Consider the following 14,374-nt stretch of genomic DNA (forward strand, 5'->3'; position numbering starts at 1 on the left):
AAACCGCACACCCCTCATTCGATGTGCGGTTCCACGTGGGCCGGTCAGGGTTTGCGAGCGCCCTGGGCCTTCTCCACGAACTCGTTGGTGTAGGTCGCGTCGAGGTCGATGCGCGCCTGCACCGGTGCGACATTGCGCGAGTACTGGCCGAGAATGCGCAGGACGTTCTGCGCGCCTTCGGGTTTCATCAGGCCGTCGCCGTTGAACATGCTGATCGAATCGGCGATGGACTTGACGTAGAGCTTCGGATCGCCGCCCGCGTACTGGCCGGGCATCTTGGCGGCGATCTCCTCGGGGGAGTGGGTCTTGATCCACTGCAGGGTCTGGACGAACGAGTTCGCCAGCTTCTGCACGATGTCCGGGTGGCCGGCCACGGTCTCGCAGCGCATGTAGAGCGAGGCGGCGGGGTAGAGGCCGCCGAGCGCCGCGCGGGTGCCCTGCTCGTTGCGCATGTCGACCAGCACCTTGGCGTCACCGGAGGTGACCGTCTTGGCGACGGTCGGGTCGGTGGTCATGCCCGCGTCGATGCCGTTGTGGTTCATGCCCGCGATGAAGGTCTGTCCCGCACCGACTTTCACCCGGGTGTAGTCGGAGGTCCGCAGACCGGCCTGCCCGGCCAGCGCCTGGGTGAGGAAGTCGGTGGACGAGCCCAGCGACGTCACGCCCAGATTGCGGCCCTTGAAGTCCGCCGGGGACTTGATGGCCTCGGCATCCTGCTTCGACACCAGCTCGACCTCGCCGGGCACGTCGGCGAACTGCACGACCGTCTTCAGGCACTGGTCCTTGGCCTGCAGATCGATGGTGTGGTCGTAGAAACCGACCACGGCCTGGACGTCGCCGGTGAGCAGCGCGGTCTCGGCGGTCGCGCCGGACTGCTCGCCCAGCAGGTGCACGTCGATGTCATTGGCCTCGAAGAAGCCCAGCTTCTCGGTGAGCATGGCCGGCAGGTAGATGACCTTCTCCAGCCCGCCCACCATGATGGTGATCTGCGGCCGCCCGTTCTCGGTCGGAATGCGGCGCGAATCGCGGCAGCCGGTCACCAGCAGCAGCGCACTGATCGCCAGCAGGACCACGGCAATGTGCTTGCGGTACTTCATGGCTCAGATCCCGTGGCCCGAGGCGGCCTGCGAGGGACGCCATTTCAGCAGCCGGTTCTCCGCCAGCCCGATCAGCCACTCCGCCACCAGCGCGACGACGGTGATGATGATCATGCCCGCGTAGATGCCCGCCGCGTCGAAGGTGCCCTGCGCATTGCTGATCAGCAGGCCCAGGCCCTTGCCGGCGCCGGCGTACTCACCGACCACCGCGCCGATCAGCGCGAAACCGAAGGCGGTGTGCAGCGAGGACAGGATCCAGGTGGTCGCGCTGGGCAGCACGATGGAGCTCAGCACCTGACGGCGGCTCGCGCCCAGGATGCGGGCGTTGTCGATGACATTGCCGTCCACCTCACGCGCACCGGTGAAGGCGTTGAAGAACACCGCGAAGAACACCAGCACCACGACCGTCGCCACCTTGGACTGCAGGCCCAGGCCGAACCAGATGATGAACAGCGACGCCAGCACGATGCGCGGCACCGCGTTGAGCGCCTTGATGAACGGGGCCAGCACGTCGGCCCAGTAGCGGGAGCGGCCCAGCAGCACACCCAGCGCGATGCCCGCGATGGTGCCGATGGCGAAGCCCAGCACCGCCTCCTGCACCGTCGTGTACAGCTGCAGCCAGATGGAGCCGAATTGCGTGCCCTCGGTGAACCATTCGACCAGGCGGTCCCAGATCAGCGAGGGCTTGGAGTAGAAGAACGGGTCGATCCAGTAGGTGGCGGTGAGCTCCCACGCGCCCAGCCACAGGGCCACGATGAGCGCGCGCAGCCCCCACGTCCGGATCTTGTTCCTGCGCGCCTGCGACCGCACCCGCGCCAGGATCTGCTCCTCGGTCTCCACCTCGAATTCCGTTGCGGCGACCGCGGTCTGCGGCATGACATCAAGCGACACGGGCCGCTCCCTTCGTGCGGGCCGCCTCGACCTGATCGCGCAGCGTTTCCCAGATTTCCCTGTAGAGGTCGCGGAATTCCTCGGTGAGGCGGACCTCCTCGACATTGCGCGGCCGGTCGAGAGTGACCTTGAAGTCGCCGCACACGGTGGCGGGGCTCGCGGTCATGACGACGACCCGATCTGCCAGGGCGATGGCCTCTTCCAGATCGTGGGTCACGAAGATGACCGCCGCCCGGCCCTTTTCCCGGTCATCCGAGTCGGTGCCGGACCACACGCGCAGCAGTTCGTCCTGCATGAGCTGGCGGGTCTGCACGTCGAGCGCGCTGAACGGCTCGTCCATGAGGATGATCTCGGGATCGTTGACCAGCGTCTGCGCCAGCGCCACCCGCTTGCGCATGCCGCCGGAGAGCTGATGCGGGTAGTAGTTCTCGAACCCGGCCAGCCCGACCGTGCGCACCCAGCGGGCAGCGCGTTCACGGGCTTCGGCCTTGGACACGCCCCGGAGCTTCGGGCCCAGCGCCACATTGTCGATGACCGTCTTCCACGGCAGCACGGCGTCCTGCTGGAACATGTAGCCGACGCCGTCCGGGATGCCGCGAACATCCTTGCCGCGCACCAGGGTCCGGCCCGCCGAGGCCGGTTCCAGGCCGGACACCAGCGACAGCGTGGTGGACTTGCCGCAGCCGGTGGGGCCGACGACGGCGACGAATTCGCCGGCCGCGACGGTGAAGTTCAGGTCGCGCACCGCGGTGTGGATGCCGCCGTTGTTGCCGGGGAACCGCTTGGTCGCGCCCCGCAATTCGATCAAAGGCGCGGGACCCGGCCCGGGCTCAGTGGTCGTTGTGCTCATCAGTGCTCCTGTTTCCGATGCCGCCGCTGCGGCGTTGGACAGAAGCTACGTGGGCCGGGTCACACTGCACCCGGTTGTGCGCGCAAGTCACACAAGCGGCGATTCGGTCGTTCTGCGCATTCTGCTCAGGTGGTTGCGAGGGGTTGTCTACACTGTCGCCCGTGTTCTCGCTCGGCCCCCGTTCCGTCCGGCTCCGGACCCAGATCCTGCTGTTGCAGATCGCCGTGGTGGGCCTGACCGTCGGGCTGGCCTTCGGTGTCTTCGCCTATGTCAGCGGCGACCGCCTCTCCGGCGAGTACGGCCAGCGGGCCCTGGCCATCGCCCGCACCGTCGCCTCCGACCCGCAGGTCCGTGCCGCCGTCGCGCGGTACGCCGACAGCCCGCTGCAGGCCGGTCCCGCCCTGAAATCGGAGCTCGCGGGCGGCGACCTCGAGCAGATCGCCGACAACGCCCGCCTGCGCACCGGCGCGCTCTTCGTGGTGATCACCGATGACGCGGGCATCCGCCTGGCCCACCCCGACCATGACCGGCTCGGCGAAATGGTCAGCACCGACCCCTCCCGGGCGCTGGCCGGCGGGGAGGTCGTGATCCGGGAACACGGAACGCTCGGTGAATCCGTGCGTGCGAAAGTTCCCGTCCTGCAACCGGATACCGCACTACCATCGAGCCCGGCGGGCGGCCGGGTGGTGGGGGAGGTGAGTGTCGGGATCTCCACGGCCGCAGTCCACGATCAGCTGCTCCGGGACTTGCGCCGAGCCGGGCTGCTGATCGGCGGCGCGCTCCTGGCGGGCATTGCGGGATCGGTGTTGCTGGCCCGTCGCTGGCACGGTCTGACCCTGGGGCTGGAACCTTCTGATCTGGCGGACCTGGTGCGTGAGCAGGACGCGGTCCTGCACGGCATCGGCGAGGGCGTGGTCGCCGCCGACGCCGGTTGGCGGATCACCGTCGTCAACGACGAGGCCCGCCGCCTGCTCGGCATCGACCCCGAACCGGGCAGCGATATCGGCGCCATCGGCCTGACACCCCGTGTCCTGCAAGCCTTCCGCGCCGCCGACGGTCAACCGGTCCAGGCCGCGGTCGGCGACCGCATCGTGGTCGTCACCGCCCGCGCCGTCACCCGCGACTCCCGCCCGCTCGGCGCGGTCCTCTCCGTCCGCGACCGCACCGACGTGGAATCCCTGACCCGTCAACTGGATGCCGTCTCCACCATGAGCACCGTCCTGCGTGCCCAGCGCCACGAATTCGCCAACCGCCTCCACCTGCTCAGCGGCCTCCTCCATACCGGCCGCCCCGACGAGGCCACCCACTACATCGAAGAACTCCTCGGCTCCGGCCCCCTGGGCGCGGCCCTCCCCGGCATCGACACCATCCGCGACCCCTACCTGCAGGCCTTCCTCTCCGCCAAGGCCGCCCACGCCCGCGAACAGGGCGTCCACCTCCGCCTCGGCCCCAACACCTGGGTCGACGCGAACCTCGCCGCCCCAGTCGATGTCACCACCGTCCTCGGGAATCTTCTCGACAACGCCATCGACGCCGCTGCGGCCGTCGGTGGTGCGGGTTCGGCTGTGTCCGAGCGGAATCCGGACGGTTGGCCTACCGATCGCCCTGGCGGCGGCGTGTCGGCAGATTCTGCTGGGGCCGTGGCCTCAGCTGCTGACTTGGATTCCGGTGGTGGCAGCGTGGGCGGCAGCCTTCGTCGTGCGGCGAATTCCGGCTCGATCATCGCCTCCGGCGCTCGGGTCGACGGTGACGTGAATCCGGAAGGTGCTGTGGAGTTTCGAGACAGCACGGTCGGCGAGGGGGGAGGGGCCGGTGGTCGAGGTGGAGTTGGTGCAGGAGGGCGGGACACTGCATATCGCTGTCGCCGACAATGGGGCGGGCATCGCGCCCGGATTGATGGATTCGGTCTTCGCCGAGGGGGTTTCGACGAAATCGGGCGGTGGCCCGGGTGGGCGGGGGCTGGGCTTGGCGCTGTCGCGACAGGTGGCACGGGCTCGGGGCGGGGATGTGCGATTGGCCGACCCGGGAGGCGTGGGTGTAACCGGGGGCCGTTCGGACGCCGGTGGGAGTCCGTTGGGCGGAGCGGAGTTCATTGCCCGGATGCCGGGTGTGCTGACGGACGAGGAGGCGGCGTGGGCCGAGGAGAGCTGACCGTGCTGGTGGTCGACGACGACTTCCGGGTGGCCAATCTGCATGCCGGAATCGTCTCGGCGCTACCGGGATTCGCGGTGTCGGCGACCGTGAACACACTCGCCGCCGCGCGCATCGCCATGGCCGAGGCCCCCGTCGATCTGGCCCTGGTGGACGTCTACCTGCCCGACGGTTCCGGCATCGACCTGGTCCGCGAGATGCCGTCCGACGCCATGATGCTCACCGCCGCAACGGAATCGGAGACCGTGCGCGCCGCCCTGTCGGCCGGGGCGCTCGGCTACCTGGTGAAGCCGTTCGACCATGCCGTGCTCGCGGCCCGGCTGGCGGGTTACGCGCGATATCGGCGGCTGCTCGCCGCCCCGGAGGTCACCGCGGCCGATGTGGACGCCGCCCTGGCGGCGCTGCGCCCGGCCGCGGCCCCTGCCGGTGCCGCCGCACCCGGGGCGCCTGCCGTCGCTTCACCCACGAAAGACCTTGTCCTGCAAGCGGTCCACAATGCCGACGCTCCGATGTCGGCAGCCCAGGTCTCGGCCGCCATCGGCATCTCCCGCGCCACCGCTCAGCGCTACCTCGCGAGCCTGGTCGGCGTCGGCGACCTGCGCATGCAACTGCGCTACGGCAGCACCGGCCGCCCGGAACAGGAGTACTCCGCCCCCCGCCGCGCCTGAGCCGCCCCTATTTTCTGGGGCCGGGGCGGGCTGTGACGGTTCGCACAGGGCGCTTGGCGGAATCGGCGGCGGGTGGTTACCGTCGAGGGCGTGGCGATGCTCCTGTCGGCCGACTTGTACCGGTCCAGGGTCGGGATCGTCACGAACGCAGGAGAATTCCTATCACTATCCAGTTCAACCACACCATTGTCGCGTGCACGGACAATCGGGTTTCCGCCGAATTCTGGGCGGACATCCTCGGGTTGGAGGTGGGCAAGCCGTACGGTCCGTTCATTCCGATTACCGTCGGTAATGGCGTCACCTTCGACTTCGCCAATCTGCCACCGGGTTTCGAGGGCGAGCCGCAACCGCAGCATTACGCCTTCCTGGTCTCCGAGGAAGAATTCGACGCCGCCTACGACAAGATCGAGCGGTATGGCATGACCTATTGGGCCGACCCGCGTCAGCAGGGCGTCAACGAGATCAACCACAATGACGGCGGCCGGGGGATCTATTTCCTAGACCCCGTCGGCCACTACATGGAGTTGATCACCGTCCCGTACGGCGGCTGGCCGCAATAGTTCTCACGCGGGTCACCGCGGTAACTCCTCACCCGGCTACCGCGGTGCCCAACGAGAAGGCAACCCAGGGCTTCGGCCCCTGCTGGTAATACCGATCGATTTCGCGGATCTCGAATCCCGCGGCCTCGATCAACCCGCGAATATCGCGGTCGAGGTGGCAGCCGCCGGCCAATGCCTTCTGCACCGGGTTGAACCGGTGCTGCCACTTCTGGACACCGGGATCCGGTGCGAGACCGTGCTCGACGAAATGAAAAGTGCCTCCGGGCGCCAGCACCCGGCGCACCTCGGCGAGCGCGGCCTCGACATCCGGGATGGTGCACAGCGTCCACGTCGACAGCGCGGAATCGAAGCTGTCGTCCTCGAACGGCAGGGCCTGCCCGTCCAGGCCGGCCCGTTCCACCGGAACCGTCGCCGCGGCCAGCCGCCCGGCGGCCATTCGCCACCCGAGGTCGGCGGGCTCGACCGCGCTCACCGACTTCACCGAATCGGGATAGAACGGCACATTGCGCCCGGATCCGAACCCGATCTCGACGACACGCCCGTGCAGCCCGGCGCAGACCCGCTGCCGCTCGGAGTTCATCTGCTCCGAGCCACAGCACAGGTCGACCAGCCTGGGCAGTACCCGGTCTTCGTAGATTCCCACGACACCACTCTGGCAACCGGATCGCATGCACGCCACTACTTCTGGCAATGTGCACGAGTCGGTCAGTGCGCGGTGGGGAATCGCTGCGTCAGCCAATCCGTCACGAAGGTCAGCACCTGCGGATCGATGGTCGTCTCGATCTTGGCGTACTCGTCGGGCGTGCCCTTGTCGGCGGGCTGCATCAGGTGATTGAGCCCGTCGAAGACGTGCACGGTCGCATCCGGATCGGCGGCCGGCAGCGTGCGCGCCGGGCCCTCGTTCTGGGCCGCGGACACCTGGAGATCCTTGCTGCCGTAGAAGGCCAGCACCGGCACCCGCAGCGCCGACAGCGCCGGGGCCGGGTCGTAGCCGACCAGCGCCGCCATGTACGGCGTCACCAGCTCGTCGATCTGCGCGTCGGACAGCTTCTTATCGGCGGGCAAGGTGTCATTGTGCTGTCGCACATAGGTTTTGGCGGCCTCCAGATCCCCGGAGCGCAGCAGGGTCGACAGGGTGGAGTTGAACGCCACCTGCTGATCGATCTGCTCCGCGGTGGCCCCCTGCGCGGTGAGGATCAGCCGATTCTGTTCCACCAGCACATCCGAGCCCGGCACCGCCGGCCCCGCCATCATGATCACGAACGCCACTCCGCTGTCCGGCCGCATGGTGTACAGCGGCGCGAGATACCCGCCCTCGCTGTGCCCGAGCAGGCCGATCCGCTTGGCGTCGATCTCCGGCCGCCCGTGCAGGAAGGCCATTCCGGCGCCGATGTCATCGGTCAGATCCTGGTAGCTCGAGGTGTCCAGGTGCCCGCCGGTCTTGCCGACGCCGCGCTTGTCGGTGCGCAGCACCGCGTAACCCGCGCGGGTCATGGTGTCGGCCAGCAGCAGGAACGGCTTGTGGCCCAGCAGTTCCTCATTGCGGTCGTTGGCCCCGCTGCCATTGATCAGCACGACCGTCGGGAACGGCCCGCCGGTGTTGGGCTCGGTCAGCGTCCCGGCGATGGTGATGTCCCCGCTGGGGAAGCTGACATCCTCGGACTTGTACGGGAACGGCGGCTTCGGCTCCTGCGGACGCGGCGGGCCCTCGACCTTGCCGCGCATCAGGTTCAGCGGAAAGGTCCGGCCGGATTGGCTGAACTGCCCCTGGATCCTGCCGGAGCCCTTGTCGTACTTGCCCTGGAACGACGGATTGCCCGGAATCTTGGTGATGGTCCAGGCCACGCCGTCGGCATCGTTCTTCACTCCGCTCAGCGGCGCGGCCTCGATACCCTGGGCGGGAATGTCGATGGTGGCCTGGTCCCCGCCGGTGAAGCTGACCCCCACGGCCAGCGGATGGTCGGGAATCTCGATGCTCCCGTGCCAGTCCCCGGTCAGGCCGGCGGGCGCGGCCTCCTGCTTCGACGACGAACACCCGGTCAGCGCCAGGGCGATCACGAGCAGTACCGCCGGAACCAACGACCACGCCCTTCGCATGGCGACAGCCTACGCAGCCCCCGCCCGCACTCCCGGGAACTCGCTCTGGTCTCGGAAAGGCTCGCGCCGATAACGCCGGTGTCACTACTCGGACACCCGGAATAACCACTGGGCCAACGGGAGTAACTCTCTCCGTTTCTCATTGCCGGTGTCACCAGGCGCTCGTACCGTGGAATTCGTGAGCAATGACGCTTCCCCGCCGGGTCTCATGGACCTGCCGGCCACGGTGGGCGGCTACGCGGCCGCTGAATTCGGTCCGTTGGTGCGCACTTTCGCGCGGATGGTCGGCGGTCGCCCGGGCGCCGGGGGCGCGCTCACGGTGCACCTGCGCGGGGAACCGCTGGTCGAGATCTGGATCGGGGAGGCCGGGCCGCGCCGGCCCTGGGACGCCGACACCGGCGCCATCGTCTTCTCCGCCACCAAAGGCATTGCGGCCACGGTCATCCACCGGCTCGCCGATCGCGGCCTCCTCGACTACGACGCCCCGGTCGCCCACTACTGGCCGGAATTCGCCGCCAACGGCAAGGGGCGGATCACGGTACGGCAGGTGCTGTCCCACCGGGCCGGGCTGTACGGGCTGCCCGAGATCGCCCGCGGCCTGGACGACGTGCTCGACCACCGCATGATGGAAGACCACCTGGCCGCCGCCAAACCCGATCATCTGCTGGGCATCCCGACCTATCACGCCCTCACCTTCGGCTGGCTGCTGGCGGGCCTCGCCCGCGCGGTCACCGGCCGCGGCATGGCCGAGCTGTTCCGCACCGAGGTCGCCGAACCGCTGGGCACCGAGGGCATCCACCTGGGCAACCCGCCGGCCGGGTCGCGCACCAGCGCCGCCCTGCTGCACGGCAACAAGCTGTCGGCGGTCGGCACCAACTATGCCTCGCTGGTGCTGGGCCGCGCCTACTCGCTGCCCGGTCCACTCGGCGCGGTCGCCCGCGCGCTGTTCCTGCCCGGCCTGGACCAACTGCTGGAAGGCGACGATCCGCCCATCCTGCGCACCGAACTGGGTGCGGGCAACGGCGTCTGCACGGCGACCGGCCTGGCCACCGTGTACGACCCGCTCGCCAACGAGGGCATGCACCAGGGTCGGCGCTTCCTCTCGCCCGAAACCATCAGGGCCATGCGGCAGGTGGAGAGCTACCGGCTCGACCGTGCGCTGTTCTACATCCCGATGATGTGGCACATGGGCTATCACTCGCTGCCCGTTCCGGGAGCCCACGCGGGCTTCGGGCACATCGGTCTGGGCGGATCGTTCGGCTGGGCCGAACCCCGCCTGGGACTGTCGGTCGGCTTCGTCCACAATCGGCTCGGCATCGGGTCGATGAGCCTGGACCAACTCGCGTCGGCATGGGTGCTGCCGCTGGTGGTGCGGGGCGCCAATGCGGCGCGCCGCACCACAACCCCCGTCCTGCCCGCTGCCGCTTCGGTCGCATAGTCGCGGGCCGCGCCGCGTGACGTCGCACACGACACGCAGAGTCCGCCACGCCGATTCGCGTGATCGCCACCGCGTGCCTTCGGAACTCGTCGGTGGGGCCGCATAGTATGTCCGGGTGTCAGCCTCGTCGGGATCATTCGTCCATCTCCACAACCACACCGAGTACTCGATGCTCGACGGCGCGGCGAAGATCACGCCCCTGTTCAAAGAGGCGACACGGCTCGGGATGACCGCCGTCGGCATGTCCGACCACGGCAATATGTACGGCGCGTCGGAGTTCTACAACTCCGCCAAGAAGCAGGGCATCAAGCCGATCATCGGCATCGAGGCGTACATCGCGCCGGAGTCCCGGTTCAACACCAAGCGCGTGCTGTGGGGCGACCCGTCGCAGAAGAGCGATGACGTCTCGGGTTCGGGTTCCTACACCCACATGACCATGGTCGCCGAGAACGCGACGGGTCTGCGCAACCTGTTCAAGCTGTCGAGTCTGGCCTCCATCGAAGGTCAGCTCGGCAAGTGGGCGCGCATGGACGCCGACATCATCGCCGAGCACGCCGAGGGCATCATCGCCACCACCGGCTGCCCCTCGGGCGAGGTGCAGACCCGGTTGCGCCTGGGCCACGAACGCGAGGCACTCGAAGCCGCCGCCAAGTGGCAGGAGATCTTCGGGCCGGAGAACTTCTTCCTGGAGATCATGGACCACGGGTTGTCCATCGAACGCCGGGTGCGCGAGGGCCTGCTCGAGGTCGGCAAGAAGCTGGGCATTCCGCCGCTGGCCACCAACGACTGCCACTACGTGCACGAGCACGACGCGTCCAATCACGAAGCGCTGCTGTGTATTCAGACCGGCAAGACGCTCTCGGACCCGACCCGCTTCAAGTTCGACGGCTCCGGCTACTACCTGAAGTCCGCCGAGGAGATGCGCGCCATCTGGGACGCGGAAGTCCCCGGCGCGTGCGACAACACGGTGGTGATCGGCGAGCGCGTCCAGTCCTACGACGACGTCTGGGCCCACCGCGACCGGATGCCGATCTTCCCGGTGCCCGAGGGCCACACCCAGGCCACCTGGCTCGAGCACGAGGTCATGGTCGGCCTGGACCGGCGCTTCCCGAGCGGGCCGCCGGAGGAGTACATCTCGCGCGCCAAGTACGAGCTCGGCGTCATCAACGAAATGGGTTTCCCCGCTTACTTCCTCGTCGTCGGTGACCTCATCACCTACGCCCGCTCGGTCGGCATCAATGTCGGCCCGGGCCGCGGTTCGGCGGCCGGCTCGCTGGTCGCCTACGCCATGGGCATCACGAACATCGACCCGATTCCGCACGGTCTGCTGTTCGAGCGCTTCCTGAACCCCGAACGCGTCTCGATGCCCGATATCGATATCGACTTCGACGATCGCCGTCGCGGTGAAATGGTCCGCTACGCCACCGACAAGTGGGGCAGCGACCGGGTCGCCCAGGTGATCACCTTCGGTACGATTAAAACCAAAGCGGCGCTGAAGGACTCGGCCCGCGTGCAGTTCGGCCAGCCGGGCTTCGCCATCGCGGACCAGATCTCCAAGGCGCTGCCGCCGCCGATCATGGCCAAGGACATTCCGCTCTCCGGCATCATGGATCCCGAGCACGAGCGGTACAAAGAGGCCGCCGAGGTCCGTGAGCTCATCAACACCAACCCGGACGTCAACAAGATCTACGAGACCGCACGCGGTCTCGAGGGCCTGATCCGCAACGCCGGCGTGCACGCCTGTGCCGTGATTATGTCGAGCGAACCGCTCACCGACGCGATCCCGGTCTGGAAGCGCGCGCAGGACGGCGCCATCATCACCGGCTGGGACTACCCGTCGTGTGAGGCCATCGGCCTGCTGAAGATGGACTTCCTGGGCCTGCGCAACCTCACCGTCATCGGTGACGCGCTGGTCAATATCAAGGCCAACCGCGGCATCGAACTCGACCTCGACACCCTGCCCCTGGAAGACCCGGCCACCTACGAACTGCTCGCGCGCGGTGACACCCTCGGCGTGTTCCAGCTCGACGGTGGCGCCATGCGAGATCTGCTGCGCCGCATGATCCCCACCGGCTTCGAGGACATCGTCGCCGTGCTCGCGCTGTACCGCCCCGGCCCCATGGGCATGAACGCGCACAACGACTACGCCGACCGCAAGAACGGGCGGCAAGAGGTCAAGCCCATCCACCCGGAGCTCGAAGAGCCCCTCAAGGACATCCTGCGCGATACCTACGGCCTGATCGTGTATCAGGAGCAGATCATGCAGATCGCGCAGAAGGTGGCCGGGTACTCCCTCGGCCGAGCCGACATTCTGCGCCGCGCCATGGGTAAGAAGAAGGCCGAAGTCCTCGAGGCCGAATTCGAGGGCTTCGAAAAGGGCATGCTGGAGAACGGTTTCACCAAGCCCGCCATCAAGGCGCTGTGGGACACGATTCTCCCGTTCGCCGGTTACGCGTTCAACAAGTCGCACGCCGCCGGCTACGGCCTGGTCTCCTTCTGGACCGCGTACCTGAAGGCCAACTATCCCGCCGAGTACATGGCCGGTCTGCTCACCTCCGTCGGTGACGACAAGGACAAGGCCGCCGTCTACCTGGCCGACTGCCGCCGCCTGGGCATCCAGGTGCTGCCGCCCGACGTCAACGAGTCCGAACTCGAATTCGCCTCCGTGGGCAACGACATTCGCTTCGGCATGGGCGCGGTGCGCAATGTCGGCGCGAACGTGGTGGCCTCGATCATCGCCGCGCGCAAGGAGAAGTCGAAGTTCACCGACTTCTCCGACTACCTGAACAAGATCGACGCCATCGCCTGCACCAAGAAGGTCACCGAATCCCTCATCAAGGCAGGCGCTTTCGACTCGCTCGGGCATCCGCGCAAGGGCCTGCTGCTGGTGCACTCCGATGCCATCGACGCGGTCATGTCGACCAAGAAGGCCGAGGCCATCGGCCAGTTCGACCTCTTCGGCGGCCTCGACGACGCCGACGAGTCCATCGCCAGCGTCTTCAATGTGAAGGTCCCCGACGAGGAATGGGAGACCAAGCACAAGCTCGCCCTGGAGCGGGAGATGCTGGGCCTCTACGTGTCCGGGCACCCGCTCAACGGCGTGGAGCACGTCCTCGCGGCCCAGTCCGACACCCAGATCCCCGCCATTCTCGAGGGCGATATCAAGGACGGCGCGCAGGTCACCATCGGCGGCATCTTCGCCAATGTCACCCGCCGCGTGAACAAGAACGGCCTGCCCTGGGCCTCGGCCCAGCTCGAGGACCTCACCGGTGGTATCGAGGTGCTGTTCTTCCCGCAGTCCTACTCCGTCTACGGCATGGACGTCACCGAGGACGCCATCGTCCTGGTCAAGGCCCGCGTCAGCGCCCGCGACGATCGCGTCTCCCTGATCGCCAACGACCTTGTGGTGCCGGACCTTTCGTCCATCGGCGTGGACAAGCCGCTGTCGGTGGTCATCCCCACCCGGCTGTGCACCCCCGACAAGATCGGCGAGCTCAAGCGAGTGCTGTCCCGGCATCCGGGCACTGCGAACGTCCACATCAAGCACGTCGGCTCTCGGGATCGCACCACCATGCTGAAGGTGGCCGACAACCTGCGGGTCTCGCCCTCCTCGGCCCTCATGGGGGATCTGAAAGCCCTCCTCGGCCCGGGCTGCCTGGGCGCGGTCTGATCCCTACACCCCCGTCGCACCGTGTGCCCCTCGCCTCGGCGAGGGGCACACGTGTTTGTCACAGCGAGGTGGGATCGAGGAAGACCTGAGGGATGACGCCGAGGTGGTCGAAGGACACGGGCCGGAAGGTCCGGATCAGCGGAGGCTGCGCGCCGCGCCGATGATCCAGCGCAGCGTCGCGATCACCGTCGCGCCGAGTACCGCGGCCTGCACCGATCCGGTGATCAGGGCGAGTGTCAGGCAGACCACCACACCGGCGAACAAGGCTTCCAGCTTGTAGACCGGCCACGCCGTCCCGGCGATGTCCACGGAAACGTCCGAGCGGGGCCGCTCGGTGTCCGTAGGGTGAACCACTGCCATACGGTAAGGGTAGACGGTGACACAAAGTTCGGGCAACCGAAACCTCTGTCGGGAACAACACATGATCGTGGACGGTTACCCAGTTCATGCCACTTATCGGAGAGTACGAACCCAGCCCGTCCGACTGGTCGCGAGAGCAGGCCGAGCAGTACGAGAACTCCGGGGGCGCGGAGGCCAACCTCCTGCAGGGTGTGCCGATCATTCTGCTGACCACCCGCGGCAACAAGTCCGGCAAGCTCCGCAAGACCCCGCTCATGCGGGTCGAGCACGACGGCGAGTACGCGGTGGTCGCCTCTCTGGGCGGCGCGCCCAAGCACCCGGTCTGGTACTGGAACCTCAAGGCTGACCCGCATGTGGAACTGCGCGACCGGGACGTGGTCAAGGACTACGACGCCCGCGAGGTCACCGGCGACGAGAAGACTCTCTGGTGGAAGCGGGCCGTCGAGGTGTGGCCCGACTACGCCGAATATCAGAAGAAGACCGACCGCCAGATCCCGCTGTTCGTCCTCACCGCGCGCCCCTGAGCGCCGCCCGCCGTATCGCCGGGAAGCACGGCGGTCGGTGAGAGAAGGTCCCGGTCCGAGGTGACCGG

At 67.8% G+C, this 14,374-nt stretch carries 12 protein-coding genes and 1 pseudogene; 7 read left to right on the top strand and 6 right to left on the bottom strand.

Going from position 1 to position 14,374, the window contains the following annotated elements:
* Positions 1 to 44 precede the first annotated feature (44 nt).
* Genes ACFXN1_RS19035 through ACFXN1_RS19045 form a run of 3 tightly spaced genes read right to left on the bottom strand, consistent with a single transcriptional unit; the run spans position 45 to position 2,838 of the window.
* The gene (locus tag ACFXN1_RS19035) at positions 45 to 1,097 is read right to left on the bottom strand and encodes an ABC transporter substrate-binding protein (protein ID WP_379439999.1); all 1,053 of its coding nucleotides are present in this window, start codon (positions 1,095 to 1,097) and stop codon (positions 45 to 47) included.
* A 3-nt stretch (positions 1,098 to 1,100) separates the two neighbouring features.
* The gene (locus ACFXN1_RS19040; RefSeq protein WP_379440001.1) at positions 1,101 to 1,988 is read right to left on the bottom strand and encodes an ABC transporter permease; all 888 of its coding nucleotides are present in this window, start codon (positions 1,986 to 1,988) and stop codon (positions 1,101 to 1,103) included.
* Positions 1,978 to 2,838 carry an ABC transporter ATP-binding protein gene (locus ACFXN1_RS19045; protein ID WP_379440002.1) on the bottom strand — a complete coding sequence of 287 codons (861 nt, stop codon included), beginning with the start codon at positions 2,836 to 2,838 and terminating at the stop codon, positions 1,978 to 1,980. Before ACFXN1_RS19045 ends, ACFXN1_RS19040 begins: the two co-directional genes overlap by 11 nt.
* A gap of 17 nt (positions 2,839 to 2,855) precedes the next feature.
* Here ACFXN1_RS19045 and ACFXN1_RS19050 point away from each other — a divergent pair.
* From ACFXN1_RS19050 to ACFXN1_RS19065, 4 genes and pseudogenes are all read left to right on the top strand, one after another.
* Positions 2,856 to 4,100, top strand: a pseudogene (locus tag ACFXN1_RS19050) (hypothetical protein); the annotation flags it as partial.
* Between the two features lie 568 nt (positions 4,101 to 4,668).
* Positions 4,669 to 4,989: an ATP-binding protein gene (locus tag ACFXN1_RS19055; protein WP_379440040.1), complete on the top strand. Its 321-nt coding sequence runs from the start codon at positions 4,669 to 4,671 to the stop codon at positions 4,987 to 4,989.
* The gene (locus ACFXN1_RS19060; RefSeq protein WP_379440042.1) at positions 4,971 to 5,657 is read left to right on the top strand and encodes a response regulator; all 687 of its coding nucleotides are present in this window, start codon (positions 4,971 to 4,973) and stop codon (positions 5,655 to 5,657) included. Before ACFXN1_RS19055 ends, ACFXN1_RS19060 begins: the two co-directional genes overlap by 19 nt.
* 161 nt (positions 5,658 to 5,818) lie before the next feature.
* Complete coding sequence (locus ACFXN1_RS19065; RefSeq protein WP_379401736.1) at positions 5,819 to 6,217, top strand: VOC family protein; 399 nt, start codon at positions 5,819 to 5,821, stop codon at positions 6,215 to 6,217.
* 28 nt (positions 6,218 to 6,245) lie between these two features.
* Here the strand turns inward: ACFXN1_RS19065 and ACFXN1_RS19070 are convergent, their stop codons facing one another.
* Both ACFXN1_RS19070 and ACFXN1_RS19075 read right to left on the bottom strand, forming a co-directional pair.
* Entirely contained in the window at positions 6,246 to 6,860 is a 615-nt protein-coding gene (locus ACFXN1_RS19070; protein WP_379440004.1) for a class I SAM-dependent methyltransferase, read from the bottom strand.
* Positions 6,861 to 6,922: 62 nt separating this feature from the next.
* Positions 6,923 to 8,314 (bottom strand): alpha/beta hydrolase family protein, encoded by a 1,392-nt coding sequence (locus ACFXN1_RS19075; protein ID WP_379440006.1) that lies wholly within the window; start codon positions 8,312 to 8,314, stop codon positions 6,923 to 6,925.
* 178 nt (positions 8,315 to 8,492) lie between these two features.
* Between ACFXN1_RS19075 and ACFXN1_RS19080 the strand changes: the two genes are divergently transcribed.
* The gene (locus tag ACFXN1_RS19080) at positions 8,493 to 9,752 is read left to right on the top strand and encodes a serine hydrolase domain-containing protein (protein ID WP_379440007.1); all 1,260 of its coding nucleotides are present in this window, start codon (positions 8,493 to 8,495) and stop codon (positions 9,750 to 9,752) included.
* Between the two features lie 115 nt (positions 9,753 to 9,867).
* Positions 9,868 to 13,422, top strand: coding sequence for a DNA polymerase III subunit alpha (gene dnaE / locus ACFXN1_RS19085; RefSeq protein WP_379440009.1), 3,555 nt, complete (start codon positions 9,868 to 9,870; stop codon positions 13,420 to 13,422).
* Positions 13,423 to 13,557: 135 nt separating this feature from the next.
* Here the strand turns inward: dnaE and ACFXN1_RS19090 are convergent, their stop codons facing one another.
* Positions 13,558 to 13,782, bottom strand: coding sequence for a hypothetical protein (locus ACFXN1_RS19090; RefSeq protein ID WP_379440011.1), 225 nt, complete (start codon positions 13,780 to 13,782; stop codon positions 13,558 to 13,560).
* An 86-nt stretch (positions 13,783 to 13,868) separates the two neighbouring features.
* On the opposite strand from ACFXN1_RS19090, the gene ACFXN1_RS19095 reads away from it, so the two are divergent.
* Positions 13,869 to 14,306, top strand: a complete 438-nt coding sequence (locus tag ACFXN1_RS19095) for a nitroreductase family deazaflavin-dependent oxidoreductase (RefSeq protein ID WP_379440012.1) — start codon at positions 13,869 to 13,871, stop codon at positions 14,304 to 14,306.
* The last annotated feature ends 68 nt before the right edge of the window (positions 14,307 to 14,374 follow it).

This window comes from Nocardia sp. NPDC059154 (assembly GCF_042755705.1).
Lineage (GTDB): Bacteria > Actinomycetota > Actinomycetes > Mycobacteriales > Mycobacteriaceae > Nocardia.